The 23078-nt window shown below is 69.6% G+C and carries 25 protein-coding genes; 15 read left to right on the top strand and 10 right to left on the bottom strand.

The features are described from left to right. Window positions 1-126: 126 nt before the first annotated feature. Genes pgl through tkt form a run of 5 tightly spaced genes read right to left on the bottom strand, consistent with a single transcriptional unit; the run spans window position 127 to window position 6687 of the window. Window positions 127-909, bottom strand: a complete 783-nt coding sequence (gene pgl, locus QR77_RS07955; RefSeq protein WP_040020564.1) for a 6-phosphogluconolactonase — start codon at window positions 907-909, stop codon at window positions 127-129. Next, entirely contained in the window at window positions 906-1925 is a 1020-nt protein-coding gene (gene opcA, locus QR77_RS07950; RefSeq protein ID WP_040020563.1) for a glucose-6-phosphate dehydrogenase assembly protein OpcA, read from the bottom strand. The genes pgl and opcA overlap by 4 nt, the downstream gene beginning before the upstream one ends. Beyond that, a complete protein-coding gene (gene zwf, locus QR77_RS07945) occupies window positions 1922-3454 on the bottom strand; it encodes a glucose-6-phosphate dehydrogenase (protein WP_040020561.1) in 1533 nt (510 codons plus the stop codon). The genes opcA and zwf overlap by 4 nt, the downstream gene beginning before the upstream one ends. Window positions 3455-3458: 4 nt before the next feature. After that, on the bottom strand, window positions 3459-4577 hold the full coding sequence (gene tal / locus QR77_RS07940) for a transaldolase (protein WP_040020560.1): 1119 nt from the start codon (window positions 4575-4577) through the stop codon (window positions 3459-3461). Between the two features lie 34 nt (window positions 4578-4611). Then, the gene (tkt, locus tag QR77_RS07935) at window positions 4612-6687 is read right to left on the bottom strand and encodes a transketolase (RefSeq protein WP_040020559.1); all 2076 of its coding nucleotides are present in this window, start codon (window positions 6685-6687) and stop codon (window positions 4612-4614) included. A gap of 400 nt (window positions 6688-7087) precedes the next feature. On the opposite strand from tkt, the gene QR77_RS07930 reads away from it, so the two are divergent. The 3 genes from QR77_RS07930 to QR77_RS07920 all read left to right on the top strand — a co-directional run bounded on the left by QR77_RS07930 (window position 7088) and on the right by QR77_RS07920 (window position 9703). After that, a complete protein-coding gene (locus QR77_RS07930) occupies window positions 7088-8041 on the top strand; it encodes a heme o synthase (protein WP_063798013.1) in 954 nt (317 codons plus the stop codon). 28 nt (window positions 8042-8069) lie between these two features. Continuing rightward, window positions 8070-8456, top strand: a complete 387-nt coding sequence (locus QR77_RS07925; protein WP_040020557.1) for a hypothetical protein — start codon at window positions 8070-8072, stop codon at window positions 8454-8456. Between the two features lie 86 nt (window positions 8457-8542). Continuing rightward, on the top strand, window positions 8543-9703 hold the full coding sequence (locus tag QR77_RS07920) for an amidohydrolase family protein (protein WP_040020556.1): 1161 nt from the start codon (window positions 8543-8545) through the stop codon (window positions 9701-9703). Here the strand turns inward: QR77_RS07920 and QR77_RS07915 are convergent. The 3 genes from QR77_RS07915 to QR77_RS07905 are packed head-to-tail and all read right to left on the bottom strand — an operon-like array spanning window position 9689 to window position 12544. Then, entirely contained in the window at window positions 9689-10708 is a 1020-nt protein-coding gene (locus tag QR77_RS07915; protein WP_040027504.1) for a COX15/CtaA family protein, read from the bottom strand. The two genes, QR77_RS07920 and QR77_RS07915, sit on opposite strands and share 15 nt — an antisense overlap. Before the next feature lie 46 nt (window positions 10709-10754). Further along, entirely contained in the window at window positions 10755-11564 is an 810-nt protein-coding gene (locus QR77_RS07910; RefSeq protein ID WP_040020555.1) for an ABC transporter permease, read from the bottom strand. Continuing rightward, window positions 11561-12544 (bottom strand): ABC transporter ATP-binding protein, encoded by a 984-nt coding sequence (locus QR77_RS07905; RefSeq protein ID WP_236710559.1) that lies wholly within the window; start codon window positions 12542-12544, stop codon window positions 11561-11563. The genes QR77_RS07910 and QR77_RS07905 overlap by 4 nt, the downstream gene beginning before the upstream one ends. A 181-nt stretch (window positions 12545-12725) precedes the next feature. Between QR77_RS07905 and QR77_RS07900 the strand changes: the two genes are divergently transcribed. The 9 genes from QR77_RS07900 (at window position 12726) to QR77_RS07860 (ending at window position 19987) form a co-directional block, all read left to right on the top strand. Beyond that, on the top strand, window positions 12726-13496 hold the full coding sequence (locus tag QR77_RS07900) for an ArsR family transcriptional regulator (protein WP_040020553.1): 771 nt from the start codon (window positions 12726-12728) through the stop codon (window positions 13494-13496). After that, on the top strand, window positions 13493-14914 hold the full coding sequence (gene sufB / locus QR77_RS07895) for a Fe-S cluster assembly protein SufB (RefSeq protein WP_040020552.1): 1422 nt from the start codon (window positions 13493-13495) through the stop codon (window positions 14912-14914). Before QR77_RS07900 ends, sufB begins: the two co-directional genes overlap by 4 nt. Before the next feature lie 100 nt (window positions 14915-15014). Beyond that, a complete protein-coding gene (gene sufD / locus QR77_RS07890; protein WP_040020547.1) occupies window positions 15015-16196 on the top strand; it encodes a Fe-S cluster assembly protein SufD in 1182 nt (393 codons plus the stop codon). Then, entirely contained in the window at window positions 16196-16513 is a 318-nt protein-coding gene (locus tag QR77_RS07885) for a non-heme iron oxygenase ferredoxin subunit (protein WP_040020543.1), read from the top strand. The genes sufD and QR77_RS07885 overlap by 1 nt, the downstream gene beginning before the upstream one ends. Before the next feature lie 6 nt (window positions 16514-16519). After that, window positions 16520-17284, top strand: coding sequence for a Fe-S cluster assembly ATPase SufC (sufC, locus tag QR77_RS07880; RefSeq protein WP_040020541.1), 765 nt, complete (start codon window positions 16520-16522; stop codon window positions 17282-17284). Then, window positions 17281-18555, top strand: coding sequence for a cysteine desulfurase (locus QR77_RS07875; RefSeq protein ID WP_040020540.1), 1275 nt, complete (start codon window positions 17281-17283; stop codon window positions 18553-18555). The genes sufC and QR77_RS07875 overlap by 4 nt, the downstream gene beginning before the upstream one ends. A 28-nt stretch (window positions 18556-18583) precedes the next feature. Further along, on the top strand, window positions 18584-19048 hold the full coding sequence (sufU, locus tag QR77_RS07870; protein ID WP_040020538.1) for a Fe-S cluster assembly sulfur transfer protein SufU: 465 nt from the start codon (window positions 18584-18586) through the stop codon (window positions 19046-19048). Then, window positions 19045-19383, top strand: a complete 339-nt coding sequence (locus QR77_RS07865) for a metal-sulfur cluster assembly factor (RefSeq protein WP_040020537.1) — start codon at window positions 19045-19047, stop codon at window positions 19381-19383. Before sufU ends, QR77_RS07865 begins: the two co-directional genes overlap by 4 nt. Window positions 19384-19639: 256 nt before the next feature. Further along, window positions 19640-19987 (top strand): hypothetical protein, encoded by a 348-nt coding sequence (locus QR77_RS07860; RefSeq protein WP_040020535.1) that lies wholly within the window; start codon window positions 19640-19642, stop codon window positions 19985-19987. Window positions 19988-20177: 190 nt separating this feature from the next. On the opposite strand, the gene QR77_RS07855 is transcribed toward QR77_RS07860, so the two are convergent. Then, window positions 20178-20537, bottom strand: coding sequence for a VOC family protein (locus tag QR77_RS07855; protein WP_040020533.1), 360 nt, complete (start codon window positions 20535-20537; stop codon window positions 20178-20180). A gap of 67 nt (window positions 20538-20604) precedes the next feature. Further along, window positions 20605-21564 carry a hypothetical protein gene (locus QR77_RS07850; RefSeq protein ID WP_052488597.1) on the bottom strand — a complete coding sequence of 320 codons (960 nt, stop codon included), beginning with the start codon at window positions 21562-21564 and terminating at the stop codon, window positions 20605-20607. A gap of 299 nt (window positions 21565-21863) precedes the next feature. On the opposite strand from QR77_RS07850, the gene QR77_RS07845 reads away from it, so the two are divergent. The 3 genes from QR77_RS07845 (at window position 21864) to QR77_RS07835 (ending at window position 23042) form a co-directional block, all read left to right on the top strand. Continuing rightward, a complete protein-coding gene (locus QR77_RS07845; RefSeq protein ID WP_040020531.1) occupies window positions 21864-22184 on the top strand; it encodes a multidrug efflux SMR transporter in 321 nt (106 codons plus the stop codon). Next, a complete protein-coding gene (locus tag QR77_RS07840) occupies window positions 22184-22720 on the top strand; it encodes a TetR family transcriptional regulator (RefSeq protein WP_040020530.1) in 537 nt (178 codons plus the stop codon). Before QR77_RS07845 ends, QR77_RS07840 begins: the two co-directional genes overlap by 1 nt. 88 nt (window positions 22721-22808) lie before the next feature. Next, on the top strand, window positions 22809-23042 hold the full coding sequence (locus tag QR77_RS07835; RefSeq protein WP_236710558.1) for a hypothetical protein: 234 nt from the start codon (window positions 22809-22811) through the stop codon (window positions 23040-23042). Window positions 23043-23078 lie beyond the last annotated feature (36 nt).

Genomic DNA, 23078 nt, shown 5'->3' with positions numbered 1-23078 from the left:
GACCCACTGATCCGCCGGGACCCGCCGACGGTCCGACGTCCTGTATACGCCCGTGGCCCGGTCCGCCCCGAGAGGCGGCCCGGGCCACGTGGGCGACGAGCGTCAACAGCGGCGTCAGGCCGACGGTCAGGCCGACGCCGGCGGGTACAGCCCGCGCGGCAGCTTCGACGCCGCTGCTGCGTCCAGCAGCCAGAGCGTACGGCTCCTGCCGTACGCGCCCGCCGCCGGAGCCTGGATCTCGCCCGCGCCCGACAGCGCGATCTCCGCCGCCTCCGCCTTGTCCTCGCCCGCGGCGAGCAGCCACACCTCGTGCGCGGCGCGGATGGCGGGCAGCGTCAGCGAGATACGCAGCGGCGGGGGCTTGGGCGCCCCGCGTACGGCCACCACCGAGCGCTCGGTCTCCCGGACGCCCGGCAGCTCGGGGAAGAGCGAAGCGACATGCGTGTCCGGGCCGACGCCCAGCATCAGCACGTCGAAGGACGGCACCGAGGCGTGGTCCTCCGGCCGCGCGGCCGCGACGAGTTCCGTCGCGTACGCGGCTGCCGCCGCCTCCACATCACTGCCGTACGGGCCGTCCGACGCCGGCATCGCGTGCACCCGCGACGGGTCCAGCGGCACCGAGTCGAGCAGCGCCTCACGCGCCTGGGTGACATTGCGCTCCGGGTCACCCTCGGGCAGGAAGCGCTCGTCACCCCACCACAGGTCGAGCCGCGACCAGTCGATCGCGTCCCGCGCGGGCGCCGACGACAGCGCGGCCAGCAGGCCGTTGCCGTTGCGCCCGCCCGTGAGGACGACGGAGGCGGAGCCACGGGAGGCCTGGGCGTCCACGATCCTCGTGATCAGCCTGGCCGCCGTGGCCTGTGCCATCAGCTCCTTGTCCCGGTGGACGACGAGCTGAGGGACACTCACTTCGCCGCCGCCTTCTTGGCCGGAGCCGCGGCCTTCTTCGCCGCCTCGCCGGTCGCCTTGTCGGAGCCGCCTGACGCGGCCTTGCCCGACCCGTCCTCGAGCCGCTCCATGCCGAACTTCAGCGCCGCGGCGTACGTCTCGTCCGGGTCCAGCCTGCGCAGCTCCTCCGCGATCAGCTCGGAGGTCTCGCGCCGCTTGAGCGCCACCGCCCGGTCCGGCTGGCCCTCGATGCAGAGCGTCGCCAGCGTGCCGTCGGCGCGGTCCAGGACGATCGGACCGCACGTGGACTCCATCCGTACGGCCGTGAGGCCGGGGCCGGAGGAGACGGCGCGCTTGACCGGTACCTTCAGCCGGTTCGCGAGCCACATGGCGAGCAGCTCGACGCTCGCGTTGTGCTCCTCGCCCGCCACCTCCACCGAGGTGACGTCGCAGTCGACCTGGTCCAGCGCCGCCGCCAGCATCGAGCGCCATGGGGTGATCCGGCTCCACGCCAGATCCGTGTCGCCCGGTGTGTAGACGGAGGCGCGCGCCTTGAGCTCCTCGATGGGGTGCTCAGCGGCGTACGTGTCCGTCACGCGCCGCTGCGCGAGCGTGCCGAGCGGGTCCTTCGCCGGGTTGACCGGCGCGTTGACCGCCCACCACACGACGACGGGCGCGTCGGGCAGCAGCAGCGGCAGTACGACCGACTGGGCGTGGTCGATGACCTCGCCGTACAGCCGCAGGACGACCGTCTCGCCGGTGCCGGCCTCGACGCCGAGGCGGACCTCGGCGTCGAGGCGCGCCTTCGCGCGGTCGCGCGCCGAGCGGGAGACCCGCTTGACGACGACCAGCTTGCGCGACGGGTGCTCACGGGACGCGTCGTTGGCGGCCTTGAGCGCGTCGTACGCGTTCTCCTCGTCGGTGACGATGACCAGCGTGAGGACCATGCCGACGGCGGGAGTGCCGATCGCCCTGCGCCCCTGCACCAGCGCCTTGTTGATCTTGCTGGACGTGGTGTCCGTTAGGTCGATCTTCATGGCCGACGCCAGCTCCGTCCGTCTCGTGCGAGCATTTCGTCCGCCTCGGCAGGACCCCAGGTCCCGGACTCGTACTGCGCGGGCTTGCCGTGCTTGTCCCAGTACTGCTCGATCGGGTCGAGGATGCTCCAGGAGCGCTCGACCTCCTCGGTACGGGGGAAGAGGTTCGAGTCGCCGAGCAGCACATCGAGAATGAGCCGCTCGTACGCCTCGGGGCTGGACTCGGTGAAGGACTCGCCGTAGGCGAAGTCCATCGAGACGTCCCGCACCTCCATCGAGGTGCCCGGCACCTTCGAGCCGAAGCGCATGGTCACGCCCTCGTCCGGCTGGACGCGGATGACCAGGGCGTTCTGCCCCAGCTCCTCCGTGGCCGTGTGGTCGAAGGGGGAGTGCGGCGCGCGCTGGAAGACGACCGCGATCTCGGTGACCCGGCGGCCGAGGCGCTTGCCGGTACGGAGGTAGAACGGCACGCCCGCCCAGCGGCGGTTGTCGATCTCCAGCTTCACCGCGGCGTACGTGTCCGTCTTCGACTTGGGGTCGATGCCGTCCTCGTGGAGGTAGCCGACGGCCTTCTCGCCGCCCTGCCAGCCATCCGCGTACTGCCCGCGCACCGTGTCGGCGCCGAGGTCCTTCGGCAGCCGTACGGCGCCCAGCACCTTGGTCTTCTCGGCGGCCAGCGCGTCCGCGTCGAAGGAGGCGGGCTCCTCCATCGCGGTCAGCGCCATCAACTGGAGCAGGTGGTTCTGGATGACGTCACGGGCTGCGCCGATGCCGTCGTAGTACCCGGCCCGGCCGCCGATGCCGATGTCCTCGGCCATGGTGATCTGGATGTGGTCGACGTACGACCTGTTCCAGATCGGCTCGAAGAGGGTGTTGGCGAACCGGAGCGCCAGGATGTTCTGGACGGTCTCCTTGCCCAGGTAGTGGTCGATCCTGAAGACCTCGTGCGACGGGAAGACCTCGTGGACGACCTTGTTGAGCTCCTTCGCGGAGACCAGGTCGTGGCCGAAGGGCTTCTCGATGACCGCGCGGCGCCAGGAGCCTTCCTTCTGGTCGGCGAGCCCGTGCTTCTTGAGCTGCTGGACGACCTTGGGGAAGAACTTCGGCGGTACGGAGAGGTAGAAGGCGAAGTTGCCGCCCGTCCCCTGCTTCTTGTCGAGGTCCTCGATCGTGGCCTTGAGGTTCTCGAACGCCTGGTCGTCGTCGAAGGTGCCCTGGACGAAGCGCATCCCCTGGATGAGCTGCTGCCACACCTCCTCGCGGAACGGTGTACGCGCGTGCTCCTTGACGGCGTCGTGCACCTCCTGCGCGAAGTCCTCGTCCTGCCACTCGCGGCGCGCGAAACCGATGAGCGAGAAGCCCGGCGGCAGCAGACCACGGTTGGCCAGGTCATAGATCGCAGGCATCAGCTTTTTGCGGGACAAATCGCCCGTAACGCCGAAGATCACGAGACCCGACGGTCCCGCGATACGCGGGAGCCGTCGGTCCGCGGCGTCACGGAGCGGATTCGCTCCGTGGGTTGCGGTCAAGGTTTCAGCCCTCCGAAGGGGCGAGGCGCTTGAGCTCCGCCTCGGTCGACTTGAGCAGATCGGTCCAGGAGGCGGCGAACTTCTCGACACCCTCGTCCTCGAGGAGCTGGACGACCTCGTCGTAGGAGATCCCCAGCTTCTCGACGGCCTCGATGTCGGCGCGCGCCTGGTCGTACGTACCGCGCACCGCGTCGCCGGTGATCTCACCGTGGTCGGCGGTCGCGTCCAGCGTGGCCTCCGGCATGGTGTTCACCGTGTTCGGCGCCACCAGGTCGGTCACGTACATCGTGTCCTTGTACGCCGGGTCCTTCACGCCGGTCGAGGCCCACAGCGGACGCTGCTTGTTGGCCTGCGCACGGTCCAGCGGGGCCCAGCGGTCGGACGAGAAGACCTCCTCGTACGCCTCGTAGGCGAGCCGGGCGTTCGCCACGGCGGCCTTGCCGCGCGCGGCCTTCGCCGCTTCGGTGCCCAGCGCGTCGAGCCGCTTGTCGATCTCGGTGTCCACCCGGGACACGAAGAAGGACGCCACCGAGTGGATCTTCGAGAGGTCCAGGCCGGCGGCCTTCGCCTTCTCCAGACCCGCCAGGTAGGCGTCCATGACCTTGCGGTAGCGCTCCAGCGAGAAGATCAGCGTGACGTTGACGCTGATGCCCCGGCCGATGGTCTCGGTGATCGCGGGCAGCCCCGCCTCGGTCGCCGGGATCTTGATGAGCGTGTTCGGGCGGTCCACCAGCCAGGCGAGCTGCTTGGCCTCGGCGGTGGTCGCCAGGGTGTTGTGCGCCAGTCGCGGGTCGACCTCGATCGAGACCCGGCCGTCCTGGCCGTCGGTCGCGTCGAAGACGGGGCGCAGGATGTCCGCCGCGTCACGCACGTCGGACGTCGTGATCATGCGGACGGCTTCTTCGACGGTGACCCTGCGGGCCGCCAGCTCGGTGAGCTGTGTCTCGTAGCCGTCGCCCGCCGAGATCGCCTTCTGGAAGATCGACGGGTTGGTGGTGACACCCACCACGTGCTGCTGGTCGATCAGTTCGGCGAGGTTGCCGGACGTGATCCGCTTGCGTGACAGGTCGTCGAGCCAGATCGCGACGCCTTCGTCGGAGAGGCGCTTGAGTGCGTCTGTCATGAGGTTTGCATCTCCTACAGTTCGTATAAAGACGTCAGCGCGCTGCGGCTTCGAGAGATTCCCGGGCGGCGGAGGCCACCGCTTCGGCGGTGAAGCCGAACTCGCGGAACAGGATCTTGGCATCGGCGGAGGCGCCGAAGTGCTCCAGCGAGACGATGCGTCCCGCCTCACCCACGAAGCGGTACCAGGTGAGCGCGATCCCGGCCTCGACCGCCACGCGCGCCTTCACGGACGGCGGCAGCACGGAATCCCGGTACTCCTGGTCCTGCTCCTCGAACCACTCCACGGACGGCATCGACACGACACGGGTCGCGATGCCCTCGGCCTGGAGCTGCTCGCGCGCCTCGACGGCGAGCTGCACCTCGGAGCCCGTACCGATCAGTACGACCTGCGGGGCGCCGCCCTCGGCCTCGAACAGCACGTAACCACCGCGCGCGGCGTCCTCGTTGGCCTCGTACGTCGGCACACCCTGGCGCGTCAGCGCCATACCGTGCGGCGAGCGCTTGGGGTGCCGCTTGAGGATCTCGCGCCAGGCGATCGCCGTCTCGTTGGCGTCGGCGGGGCGGACGATGTTCAGTCCGGGGATCGCGCGCAGCACGGAGAGGTGCTCGACCGGCTGGTGCGTCGGGCCGTCCTCGCCGAGGCCGATCGAGTCGTGCGTCCAGACGTACGTCACGGGCACCTGCATCAGCGCCGCGAGCCGTACGGACGCGCGCATGTAGTCGGAGAACACCAGGAAGGTGCCGCCGTAGATACGGGTGTTGCCGTGCAGCGAGATGCCGTTCATCGTCGAGCCCATGGCGTGCTCACGGATGCCGTAGTGCACCGTGCGGCCGTAGGGGTCGGCGCCCGGGAGGGGGTTGCCCGCCGGGAGGAACGACGACGTCTTGTCGATCGTGGTGTTGTTCGATCCCGCGAGGTCGGCGGAGCCGCCCCACAGCTCGGGGATGACCGGGCCGAGTGCTTCGAGCACCTTGCCGGAGGCCGCGCGCGTCGCGAGGGACTTGCCCGTCTCGAACGCGGGGACCTTGTCCTCCCAGCCCTCGGGCAGCTCGCCGGCGCGGACCCGGTCGAAGGTCGCGGCGCGCTCCGGGTTGGCCGTACGCCACGCGGCGAAGGTCTTCTCCCAGTCGGCGCGCACCTCACGGCCGCGGTCGAGCGCCTCACGCGTGTGCGCGAGCACCTCGTCGGCGACGTCGAAGGACTTGTCCGGGTCGAAGCCCAGGACCTTCTTGGTCGCGGCGACCTCGTCGGCGCCGAGCGCCGAGCCGTGCGCCGCGCCGGTGTTCTGCGCGTGCGGGGCCGGCCACGCGATGATCGAGCGCGCCGCGATGAAGGACGGGCGCTCGGTCTCGGCCTTCGCGGCCTTGAGCGCCTCGTACAGACCGGCCGGGTCGAGGTCGCCGCTCGGCAGGGGGTCGACGCGCTGGACGTGCCAGCCGTACGCCTCGTACCGCTTCACGGTGTCCTCGGAGACGGCCGTCTCCGTGTCGCCCTCGATCGAGATGTGGTTGTCGTCCCACAGCAGGACGAGATTGCCCAGCTTCTGGTGGCCGGCCAGCGAGGACGCCTCGGCCGAGACACCCTCCTGGAGGCAGCCGTCGCCGGCGATCGACCAGATGGTGTGGTCGAAGGGGGACGTGCCGGGCGCGGCGTCCGGGTCGTACATACCGCGCTCGTACCGCGAGGCCATCGCCATGCCCACGGCGTTCGCCACACCCTGGCCCAGCGGGCCCGTGGTGGTCTCGACGCCGACGGTGTGCCCGTACTCCGGGTGGCCCGGGGTCTTCGAACCCCAGGTGCGGAAGCTCTCCAGGTCGTTCAGCTCCAGGCCGTAACCGGCCAGGTAGAGCTGGATGTAGAGAGTGAGGGAGGAGTGGCCCGCCGAGAGGATGAACCGGTCGCGGCCGGTCCACTGCGCGTCGGCGGGGTCGTGCCGCAGGAGCTTCTGGAACAGCACGTACGCGGCGGGCGCCAGGCTCATGGCCGTACCGGGATGGCCGTTGCCGACCTTCTGTACGGAATCCATGGCCAGGACGCGGACGGTATCGACTGCCCGCCGGTCCAATTCGGTCCACTCGAGGTCAGTGGTGGTCGGCTTGGTGCTCACCCTGAGTCAGGGCTCCTTCCCACATGTCGAATCCCGGTGTCCGAGAGCGCACCGGTTCGCTGTCGAGCCTACCCTCGCGGCAACGCCCGCCTTTTCGATTGCCCGCCGACTCGTCCGCGACGTGGCCGGCGATGGTCCGCCGGTGAAAAAGTCGTGTTACCGCCAGGGTGCGACGAGGATCGCCGGTCCGCCTCCTGAGTGCTGTCCCGGCCGCCGTCCGGGCGGTCTTCATGCGGTGTTCGAGTACGGATGGAATGCGGCCCGAGTGCGTGCGCGGGGCCGCCCGTATGACCCCACCCCCGCGAAGATCGGTGTCCGGGCAACGTCTAGAGTGACCTGGTAAGAGCAAGTCTCAACCGGGATCAATCGCCCGTATCTTGCTGGGAATTCTCTGTCAGGGGTGTGCGTGACAGCCGTCGAGTCCCGACCCGCAGGGGTCGTTACGACTACGGGCCCGAGGGGCCATCGGCCGTTCGGGGCTCGTGTCAAGGCATTCGTGATGCTGACGAAGCCACGGATCATCGAGCTGTTGCTCATCACCACTGTTCCGGTGATGTTCCTCGCCTCGCAGGGTGTTCCCGATCTCTGGCTGGTGCTCGTCACCTGCGTCGGCGGTTATCTCTCCGCGGGCGGCGCCAACGCGCTGAACATGTACATCGACCGTGACATCGACGCGCTGATGGACCGTACGTCACAGCGCCCGCTGGTGACCGGCATGGTGTCGCCGCGCGAGGGCCTGGTCTTCGGCCTCACGCTCGGCGTGGTCTCGACGCTCTGGTTCGGACTGCTCGTCAACTGGCTGTCGGCCGCCCTGTCGCTCGGCGCGCTCCTCTTCTACGTCGTCGTCTACACGATGATTCTCAAGCGCCGCACCTCGCAGAACATCGTCTGGGGCGGCATCGCCGGCTGTATGCCGGTGCTGATCGGCTGGTCCTCGGTCACGAACTCGATGTCCTGGGCCCCGGTCGTCCTCTTCCTGGTGATGTTCTTCTGGACGCCGCCGCACTACTGGCCGCTGTCGATGAAGGTGAAGGACGACTACGCGCGGGTCGGCGTGCCGATGCTCCCGGTCGTCGCCTCCAACCAGGTGGTGGCCAAGCAGGTCGTCATCTATAGCTGGGTGATGGTCGCGGTCTCGCTGCTGCTGACCCCGATGGGCTACACCGGCTGGTTCTACACGACGGTCGCGCTGCTGTCCGGCGGCTTCTGGCTCTGGGAGGCGCACGGGCTGTACTCGCGCGCCAAGGCCGGTGCCGCGGGGCCCAAGCTCAAGGAGATGCGGCTGTTCCACTGGTCCATCACCTATGTGTCGCTGCTCTTCATCGCCGTCGCGGTGGACCCCTTCCTCCGCTGAACGACTACTCGCCGGTAGCATCGTATGCATGGCAGAGACTCAGCAGGTTGACGAGAGTGCCCCGGCTCCGGACCCGTCGGAGGCCAGGGCGGCGGCCAGGCAGGCGGCACGCGCCGAGCGCCGGGCCGCCAGGCTCGCCAAGCACATCGCCGCGTTCTCGAAGCGGCACGGCGGCGCCGAGGGGCAGCTCGCCCACCTCGGACAGGCCGGGACCCGGATCGTGCTCGTGGGTGAGGACGGCGGCTGGGGAGATCTCGTCGCCCCCTCGCACGCCCTGGCACTGAGCGCCGCCGAGAAGGCGGGACTCACCCTCCACGACACCTTCGACGGGGAGTTCGCCGCGAAGGTGCGGACCGGCCCGTACGAGTGGTCCCGGATGGCAGGTATCCAGGTCGGCGGCTCGACCGGGCGCTGACCGGGCACTGGGACCGCCCGTGGGCGCCACCGGATCGGCGCTCACCCGTTAGGACTGTAGGAGCACGGTCCACGACGGGAAACCCGATGATCGAAACAGCGTCCCTGGTCGACCAGTACTGCCACGGCGTGCTCCGTACGGAGCTGGGCCTCGGCACGTTCGAGGCCCGCCTCGGCAGGGTGGCGGGCCCGGCGGCCTCCGGCACCACCTTCTTCGACACCCAGACCGGATTCGCCGTACGCCGCTGGTGCCCGCCGCTGCTCGGGCTCGAAGCGCACTGCGCGCCCGCCCGCTACCTCGCCCGCCGCAGGGAGCTGGGTGTGGCTGAGGCCGGCAGACGGCTGCTGCGCGGTACGGGGATCTCCACCTATCTGGTCGACACCGGCCCGCCCGGCGACCTCACGGGGCCCGGCGAGATCGCCTCGGCCGGGGCGGCGGACGCCCATGAGATCGTCCGGCTCGAACTGCTCGCACGGCAGGTCGCCGACACCTCCGGATCGGCCGAGGCGTTCCTCGCCAACCTCGCGGGATCGCTGCACACCGCCGCGTCCACGGCGGTCGCCTTCGCCTCCGTCGGGGGCCCCGTACGCGCGCTCGCGCAGTCGCCGGAGCCGCCGGGACCGGGCGAGGTACGGGGCGCGGCCGGGCGCTGGCTCGCGGCGCGGCGGGCGGGTGACGCGCTCACCGATCCCGTACTGCTGCGGCACCTGCTGTGGAGCGCGGTCGCCACCGGGCTGCCGCTGCAACTGCACGTGGGGAGGGGCGGCGGGTTCTCGGGGGTCGCTCCGGCGGTCCCGGTCGTGCCGGGCGTCCCTGGCGCGCCGTTCGACCGCCCCGACCCGACGCCGCTGACCGACTTCGCCTCGGCCACCGAGGGGTTCGGCACCGACCTGGTGCTGCTCGGCACCTATCCGTACCACCGGCAGGCCGCCCATCTCGCCGGCGTCTTCCCGCATGTGTACGCGGACCTCGGCTCGACGCTCGCGCACACCGGCGCGCGGGCGGCGGCCGTGCTCGCGGAGATCCTCGAAATCGCGCCGTTCGGGAAGCTGTTGTTCTCCAGCGGCGCCGGCGCCCTGCCCGAGCTGCATGTGGTCGCCGCCCGGGTGTTCAGGGAGGCGCTGGCGCGGGTACTCGGCGGCTGGGTCGCCGACGGCGCCTGGTCGCTCGGGGACGCGCAGCGGGTCGCCGGGATGATCGCGGCGGGCAACGCCCGCCGCGTCTACGGGCTGTCAGACGGCTGCTGAGACCGGCTGATCCGACTGGCCCGACTGTCCCTGCTGATTCGCCTGCGCGGGGATGTCCGGTGTGATCTCCGGGCGCTCGCGCAGGCAGACGAACATCCGCAGCACCCCGATCCAGACCAGGGTCAGCCCGAGCATGTGGATGCCGACGACGACCTCGGGGAGGTCGGTGAGGTACTGCGCGTACCCCACGGCGCCCTGCGCGAGCAGGATCAGCAGCAGATTGCGGGAGATCACGCGTGTGTCGCGCGGCGCGTCGACGGCCCGCAGCACCAGCCACATCGCCACGGCCAGCGCGCACACGATCCAGGCGAACACCTCGTGCACCAGCACCGTGTCGGCCCACTTGAACGGCATCCGGGGCACATCGCTGCTGTCGCCCGCGTGCGGTCCCGTGCCGGTGACGACCGTGCCGGCGACCATCAGCACCCCGGTCGTCAGGACGATGGCCCAGGCCAGCTTGTGTACGGGGCGCGGCACGCGCGGCCGCGGGGGGCCGTCGCCCTCGCGGGTGCGCAGCCAGGTGAGGGTGGTGACGGTGAGCAGGCCGACGGCGAGCAGCAGATGCCCCGCCACCGTCCAGGGGTTGAGGCCGGCCTTGACCGTGATGCCGCCGAGTACGGCGTTGCCCATCACCAGCCAGAACTGGGACCAGGCGAGCCGGGTCAGGCCGGTGCGGCGCGGCTTCGCGCAGCGCGCGGCGATGATGGCCCAGCCGACAGCGGCGCAGATCACATACGTCAGCATCCGGTTGCTGAACTCGATCGCGCCGTGGATGCCCTGCGCGGGCGTGGCGATCAGGCTGTTGTCCGTGCACTTGGGCCAGGTGTCGCAGCCGAGGCCGGAGCCGGTGAGCCGGACTGCGCCGCCCGTCACGACGATGAGCACGCTCGCCAGCACCGCGATAAGTGCGGCGAGTTGGAGCGTACGGGGCGAAGGCGTCCAGCGCCGGGCGATATAGGCGAGGGGGGTCAACACGGCCACTATCGTAGGCGCGCGCTTGTGCAGGTTTTCACGAGGGGTCCGCGAGGGGCCCGGGCCCCGGTCTGCCCGCTCACTCCCAGCGGAAGAACGCGCCGGCGGCGCCGAGACCGACCACGGCCCACACGGCGAGGATGCCGACATCACCCCAGGGCATGGCCGCGCCGTGCTGGAGGACGTCCCGCAGCCCGTCGGAGAGTGCCGAGATCGGCAGCAGGTCGAGCACCGACCGGGCCGCTCCGGGGAACTTCGTCAGCGGCACGATCACCCCGCCGCCCACCAGGAGCAGCAGGAAGACCAGGTTGGCTGCTGCGAGGGTCGCCTCGGCCCTGAGCGTGCCCGCCATCAGCAGGCCGAGCCCGGAGAAGGCGGCGGTGCCGAGGACCAGGAGGAGCAGTACGGCGAGCGGGTTGCCGTGCGGCGACCAGCCGAGCGCGAGGGCGATGACCGTCAGCAGAACGACCTGGAGCACCTCGGTGACCAGGACGGAGAGCGTCTTGGACGTCATCAGGGCCCAGCGGGGCAGCGGTGAGACTGCGAGGCGCTTGAGCACCCCGTACCGCCGCTCGAAGCCCGTCGCGATGGCCTGTCCGGTGAACGCCGTCGACATCACGGCCAGCGCCAGGATCCCGGGCGCCAGGAAGTCCACCGAGGAGCCGGTGCCGGTGTCCACGACGTCGACCGTCGAGAACAGCACCAGCAGCAGGGAGGGGATGATCACGGTCAGCAGGAGCTGCTCGCCGTTGCGCAGCAGCAGCTTCGTCTCGAAGCCGGTCTGCGCCGCGATCATGCGCGCCAGGGGGGCGGCGCCGGGCGCGGGGGTGTACGTACCGGCGCCGGTGCCCGCGCCCGTACCCGTACCTGTGCTCGTACCGGTACTCATGCGCGCAGCTCCTTGCCGGTCAGTTCGAGGAAGACGTCCTCCAGGGTGTGCCGTTCGACCGCGATCCCGTCCGCCATCACGCCGTGCTGGGCGCACCAGGAGGCGACCGTCGCCAGGAGCTGCGGATCGACCGTGCCGGCGATCCGGTACATGCCGTGGGTCAGCTCGACGGCCTCGGTGCCGTCGGGGAGCGCCTTGAGCAGCGAGCCGAGATCGAGGCCGGGGCGTCCGGTGAAGCGCAGGGTGTTCTCGGCGCCGCCCCGGCAGAGTGCCTCGGGGCTGCCCTGGGCGATGACCCGGCCCGCGTCGATGATCACGACATCGTCGGCGAGCTCCTCGGCCTCGTCCATGAAGTGCGTGGTCAGCACGACGCCGACGCCGTCGGCCCGCAGCTCGCGCACCAGGTCCCAGGTGGAGCGGCGCGCCTGCGGGTCGAGCCCGGCGGTCGGCTCGTCGAGGAAGAGCAGCTCGGGACGGCCGACGACGGCCAGGGCCAGTGCGAGCCGCTGCTGCTGGCCGCCGGAGAGCCGCCGGTAGGCCGTACGGCCGCAGGAGCCGAGGCCGAGCCGTTCGATCAGGGCGTCCACGTCGAGGGGGCGCGCGTGCAGCCGCGCCATGTGGCGGAGCATCTCCTCGGCGCGTGCGCCGGAGTACACGCCGCCGGACTGGAGCATCACCCCGATGCGCGGGCGCAGCCTGGCCGCGTCGGCGACGGGGTCCAGCCCGAGGACGCGTACGGTGCCGGCGTCGGGGCGGCGGTAGCCCTCGCAGGTCTCGACGGTGGTGGTCTTGCCGGCTCCGTTGGGCCCGAGTACGGCGGTCACCGTGCCGGCCCGTACCACCAGGTCGAGGCCGTCCACCGCCGTCTTCGCGCCGTACCGTTTGACCAGCCCGCGGACCTCGACGACGGGCTCCCCGCCGGTCAGGCCGGGAGCGGAACCGCCGTCGGGCAGGGAGTCACCGGAAGAGACGCTGTACATGGCGGGAAGTCTAGGCAGGGCGCCCGGCGGCCCCGGTCGCGGGGGCGGAAGCCCCTGACGTCGCCTGATGCCCCTCAGGTCGCCCCCTCGGCTGGTTAGGTAACCCTTAGTGATGAAACCCACCGGCAGGCGATCCGTGCCGCTGTTGTCATGGCCGAGTGAATTACGCAACAATGGCGTTGTGAAATACGTTGGCGAGGCTCCGCAGGAGGAACTCGCGACCGGCGAGGACTCCACTCGCAACAGGGTCGCGCGCTCCATCCTGGACCACGGCCCTTCCACCGTCTCCGATCTGGCGGGACGCCTGCGCCTCACCCAGGCCGCGGTCCGCCGCCACCTCGACGCCCTTGTCGCCGATACCGTCGTCGAGCCCCGCGACCAGCGGGTCTACGGCTCACGCGGACGCGGCAGGCCCGCCAAGGTGTTCGCGCTCACCGACTGCGGCAGGGACGCCTTCGACCAGAGTTACGACAAGCTCGCCGCCGAGGCGCTGCACTGGATCGCCCGTGCGGCGGGGGGCGGCGAGCAGGGCGAAGCGGCCGTCGCCGCCTTCGCCAGGGCCCGGGTCGCCGGACAGGGCGAGGCCTACCGCGCCGCTGTCGACGGCGCCGAGCCGGGAAAGCGCACCGAGGCGCTCGCCAAGGCGCTGAGCGCCGACGGTTACGCCGCGGCGGCACGCGGTGCCCCGAACCAGCAGGGCGAGCAGCTCTGCCAGCACCACTGCCCGGTCGCGCACGTCGCCGAGAAGTTTCCGCAGCTCTGCGAGGCCGAGACGGAGTTCTTCTCCGATCTGCTCGGCACGCATGTGCAGCGGCTCGCCACCATCGCCCACGGTGACGGGGTCTGCACGACCTTCATCCCGCGTGCGACGCACCAGGGCGACACCACAGCGCAACTCACACAAGCCACTGATCAGTCATCTGAAAGCAACGCCGGGAGGAACCCCGCATGACGCTCCCCACGGAGACTGCCCACCCCGAACTCGAGGGCCTGGGCACGTACGAATTCGGCTGGGCCGACTCCGACGCTGCCGGCGCCGCTGCCAAGCGCGGTCTCTCCGAAGCTGTCGTCCGCGACATCTCGCAGAAGAAGAACGAGCCCGAGTGGATGCTGAAGCTGCGGCTCAAGGGCCTGAAGCTGTTCGGCAAGAAGCCCATGCCGAACTGGGGCTCCGACCTGTCGGGCATCCACTTCGACAACATCAAGTACTTCGTGCGGTCCACCGAGAAGCAGGCCGAGTCCTGGGAGGACCTGCCGGAGGACATCAAGAACACCTACGACAAGCTCGGCATCCCCGAGGCTGAGAAGCAGCGCCTTGTCGCCGGTGTCGCCGCGCAGTACGAGTCCGAGGTCGTCTACCACCAGATCCGTGAGGACCTGGAGGAGCAGGGTGTCATCTTCAAGGACACCGACACCGCCCTCAGGGAGAACCCGGAGCTGTTCGAGGAGTACTTCGGCACGGTCATCCCGGTCGGCGACAACAAGTTCGCCTCGCTGAACTCGGCCGTGTGGTCCGGCGGATCGTTCATCTACGTGCCGAAGGGCGTGCACGTCGACATCCCGCTCCAGGCCTACTTCCGTATCAACACGGAGAACATGGGCCAGTTCGAGCGGACGCTGATCATCGTCGACGAGGACGCCTACGTCCACTACGTCGAGGGCTGCACCGCCCCGATCTACTCCTCGGACTCGCTGCACAGCGCCGTGGTCGAGATCATCGTCAAGAAGGGCGGCCGCTGCCGCTACACGACCATCCAGAACTGGTCGAACAACGTCTACAACCTCGTCACCAAGCGCGCCGTGGCGTACGAGGGCGCGACCATGGAGTGGGTCGACGGCAACATCGGCTCCAAGGTCACCATGAAGTACCCGGCCGTCTACCTGATGGGCGAGCACGCCAAGGGCGAGACCCTGTCCATCGCCTTCGCGGGCGAGGGCCAGCACCAGGACGCCGGCGCCAAGATGGTCCACATGGCTCCGAACACCTCGTCGAACATCGTCTCCAAGTCGGTGGCGCGCGGTGGCGGCCGTACCTCGTACCGCGGTCTGATCGAGATCGGTGAGGGCGCGGCGGGCTCCAAGTCGAACGTGCTCTGTGACGCGCTGCTGGTGGACACCATCTCGCGCTCCGACACCTACCCGTACGTGGACGTCCGCGAGGACGACGTGTCCATGGGGCACGAGGCGACCGTCTCCAAGGTCTCCGAGGACCAGCTCTTCTACCTGATGAGCCGTGGTCTCTCCGAGTTCGAGGCGATGGCGATGATCGTGCGCGGCTTCGTGGAGCCGATCGCCAAGGAACTGCCCATGGAGTACGCGCTCGAGCTGAACCGGCTGATCGAGCTCCAGATGGAAGGCTCGGTGGGTTAGTCCGGTGGGCGGGCCGCCGCACGGCCCGCCCCTCCCGCTGCGTCCCCGCAGCACCGACCGATCACCTACGCAGAGGCAGAGAGAGAGCACGACGACAGCCATGGCTGAGGCTCAGAACATTCCGGTGGGTTCCACCACCGCCGGTTCGATCGCGGTGGCCGCCGAGTCGACCGTCGCCACGCGCATGAGCGCGCCCCCCTCCTTCGACGTCGCGGACTTCTCCGTTCCGCACGGCCGCGAGGAGGAGTGGCGGTTCACGCCGCTGGAGCGGCTGCGAGGCCTGCACGACGGCACCGCGGCGGCGACGGACGGGAGCGTCACGTTCTCGGTGAGCGCGCCCGACGGCGTACTCGTCGAGACCGTGGGCCGTGACGACGAGCGGGTCGGGAAGGCCGGTGTCCCGGCCGACCGGGTCGCGGCCCAGGCGTTCTCCTCGTTCGAGAAGGCCTCGGTCGTCTCGGTCCCCAAGGAGAGCGTGCTGAGCGAGCCGGTACGGATCGCCGTGCACGGCGAGGGCGGCGTCTCGTACAGCCACCTGGTCATCGAGCTGGGGGCCTTCGCCGAGGCGGTCGTCGTCATCGACCACACCGGCGACGCGGTCCTCGGCTCCAATGTGGACTACCTGATCGGGGACGGCGCCAAGCTGACCGTCGTCTCCGTCCAGGACTGGGACGACACCGCCGTCCACGTCGCCCAGCACAACGCGCTGATCGGCAGGGACGCCTCGTTCAAGTCGATCGTGGTCACCTTCGGCGGCGACGTCGTACGGCTGCACCCCCGCGTGGAGTACGCGGGCCCCGGTGGCGAGGCCGAGCTGTTCGGCCTGTACTTCACCGAGAGCGGCCAGCACCAGGAGCACCGGCTCTTCGTCGACCACAACGCCCCGAACTGCAAGTCCAACGCCGTCTACAAGGGCGCGCTCCAGGGCCAGGACGCGCACGCCGTGTGGATCGGCGACGTGCTCATCCGGGCGTCCGCCGAGGGCACCGACACGTACGAGATGAACCGCAACCTCGTCCTCACGGACGGCGCGCGGGTCGACTCCGTACCGAACCTGGAGATCGAGACCGGCGAGATCGCCGGTGCCGGTCACGCCTCGGCCACCGGCCGGTTCGACGACGAGCAGCTCTTCTACCTGATGGCGCGCGGCATTCCGGAGACCGAGGCCCGCCGTCTCGTGGTCCGCGGATTCTTCGCGGAGCTGATCCAGCAGATCGGTCTGCCGGACGTCGAGGAACGCCTGCTCGGCAAGATCGAGACGGAGCTGGAGGCCACTGTCTGATGGCCTTCGTCCGAGTCTGTGGATTCAGCGAGCTGGAGGAGGACACCCCTAAAAGGGTGGAACTCGACGGCACGCCGGTCTCCGTGGTCCGCACAGCGGGCGAGGTGTTCGCCATCAACGACATCTGCTCGCACGCGAACGTCTCGCTCGCCGAGGGCGAGGTGGAGGACTGCCGCATCGAGTGCTGGCTGCACGGCTCCACCTTCGACCTCCGTACCGGAAAGCCGTCCGGCCTCCCCGCGACGCGCCCCGTCCCCGTATACCCCGTACAGATCCAAGGGGACGATGTGCTCGTCTCCGTCACCCAGGAGTCTTGAGTCCCCATGGCAACGCTTGAAATCAACGACCTGCACGTCACCGTCGAGGCCGAGAACGGCGCCCGCGAGATCCTCAAGGGCGTCGACCTGACCGTCAAGCAGGGCGAGACGCACGCCATCATGGGCCCCAACGGCTCCGGCAAGTCGACCCTCGCGTACTCCCTCGCGGGCCACCCGAAGTACACCGTCACCGGTGGCACCGTGACCCTGGACGGCGAGGACGTCCTCGCGATGACCGTCGACGAGCGCGCCCGCGCCGGTCTCTTCCTCGCGATGCAGTACCCCGTCGAGGTCCCCGGCGTCTCCGTCTCCAACTTCCTGCGTACGTCGGCGACGGCGATCCGCGGCGAGGCCCCCAAGCTCCGTACGTGGGTGAAGGAGGTCAGGGAGACCATGGCGCGCCTCCAGATGGACCCCGCGTTCGCCGAACGCAACCTGAACGAGGGATTCTCCGGCGGCGAGAAGAAGCGCCACGAGATCCTCCAGCTCGAACTGCTCAAGCCGCGGATCGCGGTCCTCGACGAGACCGACTCGGGCCTCGACGTCGACGCGCTGCGTGTGGTCTCCGAGGGCGTCAACCGCGTCCGGGAGGGCGGCGAGGTCGGCACCCTGCTGATCACGCACTACACGCGGATTCTCCGCTACATCAAGCCCGACTTCGTGCACGTCTTCGCACAGGGCCGCATCGCCGAGTCCGGCGGCGCGGAGCTGGCCGACAAGCTGGAGAACGAGGGCTACGAGGCATATGCGAAGGGTGGCGTCACCGCGTGACACGGCTGCCGGGCCTCCTCACAGCGCCCGATCAACTACTCGACGAGGCGATCCGCAAGGACTTCCCGCTCCTGGACCGCACGGTCCACGACGGGAAGAAGATCGTGTACCTGGACAACGCGGCGACCTCGCAGAAACCGCGCCAGGTGCTCGACGCGCTCAACGACTACTACGAGCAGCACAACGCCAACGTGCACCGTGGTGTGCATGTGCTCGCCGAGGAGGCCACGGCGCTGTACGAAGGCGCCCGTGACAAGGTCGCGGCCTTCATCAACGCACCGAGCCGCGACGAGGTCGTCTTCACCAAGAACGCCTCGGAGTCGCTCAACCTCGTGGCGAACATGCTCGGCTGGGCCGACGAGCCGTACCGCGTCGACCACGAGACCGAGATCGTCATCACGGAGATGGAGCACCACTCCAACATCGTTCCGTGGCAGCTCCTGTCGCAGCGCACGGGCGCGAAGCTGAAGTGGTTCGGTCTCACGGACGACGGCCGGCTGGACCTCTCGGACATCAACGAGGTCATCACGGAGAAGACGAAGATCGTCTCCTTCGTCCTCGTCTCCAACATCCTGGGTACGGTCAACCCCGTCGAGGCGATCGTCCGGCGCGCGCAGGAGGTCGGCGCGCTGGTGCTGATCGACGCCTCGCAGGCGGCCCCGCACATGCCGATAGACGTCCAGGCGCTCCAGGCGGACTTCGTGGCCTTCACCGGCCACAAGATGTGCGGTCCGACCGGCATCGGTGTGCTCTGGGGCCGGCAGGAGCTGCTGGAGGACCTGCCGCCGTTCCTCGGCGGCGGCGAGATGATCGAGACCGTGTCGATGCACTCGTCCACCTACGCCCCGGCGCCGCACAAGTTCGAGGCGGGCACCCCGCCGATCGCGCAGGCGGTGGGCCTCGGCGCAGCCGTGGACTACCTCTCGGCGATCGGTATGGACAAGATCGCCGCGCATGAGCACGCGATCACCTCGTACGCGGTGCAGCGGCTGCTTGAGGTCCCTGACCTGCGCATCATCGGCCCCACCACGGCCGAGGAGCGGGGTGCGGCGATCTCCTTCACACTGGGTGATATCCACCCGCACGACGTGGGCCAGGTCCTCGACGAGCAGGGCATCGCCGTCAGGGTCGGCCACCACTGCGCGAGGCCCGTCTGCCTGCGCTACGGAATTCCCGCGACCACACGGGCGTCGTTCTATCTGTACTCCACGATGGCCGAGGTCGACGCCTTGGTCGACGGGCTGGAGCACGTCCGTAATTTCTTCGGATGATGAACTTCGTCGGACAAGGGACTGACTCGTGAAGCTGGATTCGATGTACCAGGACGTCATCCTGGACCACTACAAGCACCCCCACGGGCGCGGTCTGCGGGACGGCGACGCCGAGGTGCACCACGTGAACCCGACCTGCGGTGACGAGATCACGCTGCGCGTCCGGTACGACGGATCGCGCATCGCGGACGTCAGCTACGAGGGCCAGGGCTGCTCCATCAGCCAGGCCAGCGCGTCCGTGCTGAACGATCTCCTGGTCGGCAAGGAGCTGGCCGAGGCGCAGAAGATCCAGGGCACGTTCCTGGAGCTGATGCAGTCCAAGGGCCAGCTCGAGCCCGACGACGCGATGGAGGAGGTGCTGGAGGACGCTGTCGCGTTCGCCGGCGTCTCCAAATACCCCGCCCGAGTGAAGTGCGCGTTGCTGAGCTGGATGGCTTGGAAGGACGCGACGGCCCAGGCCCTGGACGGCCCCGCGCAGAAGGAGACCGCATGAGTGACAACGAGACCCTGACCATGAAGCCGGCCTCGGAGGACGAGGTACGTGAGGCGCTGTACGACGTCGTCGACCCCGAGTTGGGCATCGACGTCGTCAACCTGGGCCTGATCTACGGCATCCACATCGACGACTCCAACATCGCCACCCTCGACATGACGCTGACGTCGGCGGCCTGTCCGCTGACCGACGTGATCGAGGACCAGGCGAAGGCGGCGACGGACGGCATCGTCAACGAGCTGAAGATCAACTGGGTCTGGATGCCGCCGTGGGGCCCGGACAAGATCACGGACGACGGCCGCGAGCAGCTCCGCGCACTCGGCTTCAACGTCTGAGCCATATTCGTCATCCACCGGGCACGTCCCGCGGCTTCTCCGAGGCCGCGGGACGTGCCCGGTGGCATGAATAAAGGCAGATGCCGCCAGCCCGCCTTACTGATCATTTCAGAATGACGTTCGGAGACGTCGTAAGCGGATGATGCTGCAAGCGAGTTGGAGCGCGCCAGGACGAGCGACGGCGCGGTCGCCGGCACTTGTAGTAGAACGGTGCCCGCTGCTTCCCCACACTGCTCGCCAGACGGATCATGAGTTCATGGTGTCAAGCATCGTCGTTCAGTACACCGACCTCCTGCGGACCAGTACCTACGACCTCTGGATCCGGTTACGGGAGCTCCTGAGGAGCGAGGGGCTCGATCCGGATCGGACGATCGTTGTCGACCTCCTGCAGGGGGGTCCGGACCACGAGGACGGCCAAGTTATTTCCGATGACGGCAGGGTCTATGGATTCCTTCTTTTCCACGATCAGTCAGCAGAGCACGGCGCGCTGAGCGCCTACCTCCACGAGTGGACCGACATCACCGACTCTTGGCGGACCGGATCTCTGGCTGCTCGAACCGCAGACGCCTTCGCTTGGAAGTCCGAGTCCACCGAGCCAACTTGACCGCCGGGGCGGAAGCAACGCCACACGTCGTCAGGTACAAGATCATCTATTCCTGCTGGGGCGGGGAACACCTGCGGCTACGGCCGATGGTGAAGTGGTGCTGCTCGTCGTCGAGACCGAGCCTGCACGGACTGGACCGCTGAGCGCGAAGGCCTGACGGCCCAGCCGGTTTCAGGCGGGGCGTCGGGTCTCACGGTCCGTCGATGCCGACGATCGTTCCGAACGGGTCGCGCAGTTGGGCGATACGCCGACCGCGCTCGATGGTGAGAGGGCCGCGGTGGTGCTCGCACCCCGCGGCCAGCAGCCAGTCACGGGCCTGATCGACGTCGTCCACTTCCCAGTAGACGACCGGGCTGCCGCCCCTGGGGTTGCGCTCGTCGTCCGCCGGGTGGAAACCCAGCTCGACGCCGCCGATCTCGCCCCAGGCGTACACCGCACCCGTGTCGCTGACTTCCGTTTTCACTGGCGTGCCGAGGAGTCGGCACCACCAGTCGGCCGAGGCCTCCGGGTCCTTCGCGAAGACCATCACGGTACGCACATTCTTGAACACCGGTACCTCCAGGAGAGTGCCACTTTGCGGCGCGATCGTGCTTTACGCCGCAGCCCGCCGCCCACTCCTATCCGGCCGCCGGTGCGGCTCCGGCCGCTTCCGCCAGTAGCGGGCCCAGGTTCTCCCTGCGGAGGCGTTGGTCCACGTAGAGCAGGTTCAGCGTGATCTCCGGCACCACGGTCGCGATCGCGCGGGCCGCCAGCAGTGCGATCAGGGTTATCGCCACGGCGAGCACGCCCAGCACGACCGACGGTGCGTCACCGACGTCACTTCCGGACGAGGACCAGTCGTCGTACATGCCGGCGAACGGGCTCAGCAGGGATCCGGCCTGTTCGATCATCGTGCTGGCGGCCCCCGCGATCAGGAACCCCAGAGCCGAGATGCCGCAGATCCGCCACCAGGCGCCGCTGACCAGTTCGGTGGAGCGGCGCAGGGCGTCCACGGGGGCGCGGAACTCGATGACCGCTGCGGCCGAGGCGAGGCTGAAGCGGACCCAGAGCCAGATGCCCAGGGGTACGGAGAGCAGCGTGCCGACGAAGCTGACGGTCAGTGAGAGCGCCACGTTCGGGCCGTCCTCCGGCGCGACGAGCGACATCAGCAGAACGACGAAACCCAGCAGGAACAGGGCCGTGGGGATCAGGGCGATCAGCCCTTCGACGACGACGATCCCGGCCACCGAGCGCAGCCGGGTGGCGGCCCGCCACCAGATCTCGCGGAAGGTGGTGGCGCGTCCCAGCACCGCCTGCTGCACGATCACCGGGCACGCGGCCTGCACCATCGCCGTCGCCGCCAGTACGGCCAGCGCGGCCGGCACCGCGAGGACGACGAGCGCGACCACTGCCGACTCCGGGAAGTCCCGCGACTCGGGGAAGGCGAGGTACGCGACGCCGGCCATCGCCAGGATCACCGCGCCTGCCAGGCCGTACGCCGCCAGGAGCACGCCGAGCAGCGGCTTCCAGTAGCGGCCCAGGGTGGTGAAGGTGGCGCCCAGTATCTCGCCGAGACTCAGCGGCCTCAGGGGTATCACGCCCGGCTTCGGAGGCGGCGGCCCCCAGCCCGGGCCGCCCCAGCCGGGCGGTGGTGGTGGTCCGTAGGGCCCCGGCGCGTACGCCGGTGGCCCCTGTGGCGGGTGTGGCGGTTGTGATGCCCCTGGCGGCGTGTCCTGTGCCACTTGCTTCGTCCCCCGTGTGTCGGCGTATCCGGCGTGTAGATCGGTCGTGTCGGTCGGTCGTGTCGGTTGGTCGTGTCCGACGCGGACACCGTAACGGGTCCCTGGCTCCCGGTGGTTGTGTACGGTCGTACACAACGTTGTGTACCCTCGTACACATGGGATATGGACTGCTCGCCGGGGCGATCGCGGCGGAGGTGGCCGGCACCACGGCCATGAAGTACAGCGACGGTTTTACGCGCCTGTGGCCCTCGCTGGTCACGGTCGCCGGTTATCTGATCGCCTTCACCCTGCTCGCGCAGACGCTCAAGACGCTCTCCGTGGGCACCGCCTACGCGATCTGGGCGGGCACGGGCACAGCGGCCATCGCCGTCATCGGCATGCTCTTCATGGGTGAGTCGGCCGGCCTGGCCAAGATCGCCGGGCTGCTGCTCGTGATCGCCGGCGTGATCCTGCTCAATGTCGGAGGTGCGCACTGATGACCCGCAGGTACGACCCCGAGCGGCGCGGGCGCATCATCGACGCGGCGATCCGTGTCGTGGGGCGTGCCGGGATCGCCGGGCTGAGCCACCGCAGCGTCGCCGCCGAGGCCGATGTGCCGCTCGGCTCGACCACGTACCACTTCGCCTCCCTGGACGAACTGCTGGTCGCCGCGCTGCGCCAGGCCAACGAGGGCTTCGCGGCCGCGGTGCGCGAGAGCGAACTGCCCACCGACCCCAACTGCGATGTCGCCGCCGTCCTGGCCGCCCTCACCGGACGGTGGCTGGCCGGCGAGCGCACCGGCGTGGAACTGGAGTACGAGCTGTACCTTGGCGCCCTGCGCCGCCCCGCGCTGCGCCCCGTCGCCGCCGAATGGGCGGACGGCGTCGCCGACATCCTGGCCCGGCGCACCGACCCCGTCACCGCGCGGGCGCTCGTCGCGCTGCTCGACGGGATCTGCCTCCAGGTGCTGCTGACGGGCGTTCCGTACGACGAGGGGTACGCGCGCGAGATGCTGGCGCGGCTGATCCGCTGACGACCGGCTGATCCGCCGACGGCCCCGGGTCGGAAAGCCCCGGGGTCCCACGGCCGACGCCACCGGGCCACGGCGGTAGGTTGACCGGGTGAACAACCCAACCCGGGAGCCCGGCATCCGGCCGGCGGACGACACGGGCCCCGAGATCACGTACGCCGAGTGCCGCCAGTGCGGCACGCTCATCGCCGGACTCGACGGCCGTTACAGCTGCGGTGTCTGCGGCTGGGTCAACCACCACTCCGAGGGGCACCGGGCGCTGCCACGCGCCGAGGACGACGCCGACCACGCGACGGGCGGTCCCGGCGGCAACAGGCTGAGTTGAGCACGGCGCCCGCGCGCCCCGCGCCCGCGCGCCCGG

The organism is Streptomyces sp. 150FB (genome assembly GCF_000818195.1).
GTDB lineage: Bacteria > Actinomycetota > Actinomycetes > Streptomycetales > Streptomycetaceae > Streptomyces.
Note: the sequence above shows the minus strand (reverse complement) of the source record. Positions and strands in the feature narration are given on the sequence as shown.

Coding starts and splice junctions, on each gene's coding strand:
- opcA (WP_040020563.1), bottom strand. CDS start 1,925: ATGAAGATCGACCTAACGGACACCACGTCCAGCAAGATCAACAAGGCG.
- tal (WP_040020560.1), bottom strand. CDS start 4,577: ATGACAGACGCACTCAAGCGCCTCTCCGACGAAGGCGTCGCGATCTGG.
- QR77_RS07925 (WP_040020557.1), top strand. CDS start 8,070: ATGGCAGAGACTCAGCAGGTTGACGAGAGTGCCCCGGCTCCGGACCCG.
- QR77_RS07920 (WP_040020556.1), top strand. CDS start 8,543: ATGATCGAAACAGCGTCCCTGGTCGACCAGTACTGCCACGGCGTGCTC.
- QR77_RS07910 (WP_040020555.1), bottom strand. CDS start 11,564: ATGAGTACCGGTACGAGCACAGGTACGGGTACGGGCGCGGGCACCGGC.
- QR77_RS07905 (WP_236710559.1), bottom strand. CDS start 12,544: ATGTACAGCGTCTCTTCCGGTGACTCCCTGCCCGACGGCGGTTCCGCT.
- sufB (WP_040020552.1), top strand. CDS start 13,493: ATGACGCTCCCCACGGAGACTGCCCACCCCGAACTCGAGGGCCTGGGC.
- sufD (WP_040020547.1), top strand. CDS start 15,015: ATGGCTGAGGCTCAGAACATTCCGGTGGGTTCCACCACCGCCGGTTCG.
- QR77_RS07885 (WP_040020543.1), top strand. CDS start 16,196: ATGGCCTTCGTCCGAGTCTGTGGATTCAGCGAGCTGGAGGAGGACACC.
- sufC (WP_040020541.1), top strand. CDS start 16,520: ATGGCAACGCTTGAAATCAACGACCTGCACGTCACCGTCGAGGCCGAG.
- QR77_RS07865 (WP_040020537.1), top strand. CDS start 19,045: ATGAGTGACAACGAGACCCTGACCATGAAGCCGGCCTCGGAGGACGAG.
- QR77_RS07860 (WP_040020535.1), top strand. CDS start 19,640: ATGGTGTCAAGCATCGTCGTTCAGTACACCGACCTCCTGCGGACCAGT.
- QR77_RS07845 (WP_040020531.1), top strand. CDS start 21,864: ATGGGATATGGACTGCTCGCCGGGGCGATCGCGGCGGAGGTGGCCGGC.
- QR77_RS07840 (WP_040020530.1), top strand. CDS start 22,184: ATGACCCGCAGGTACGACCCCGAGCGGCGCGGGCGCATCATCGACGCG.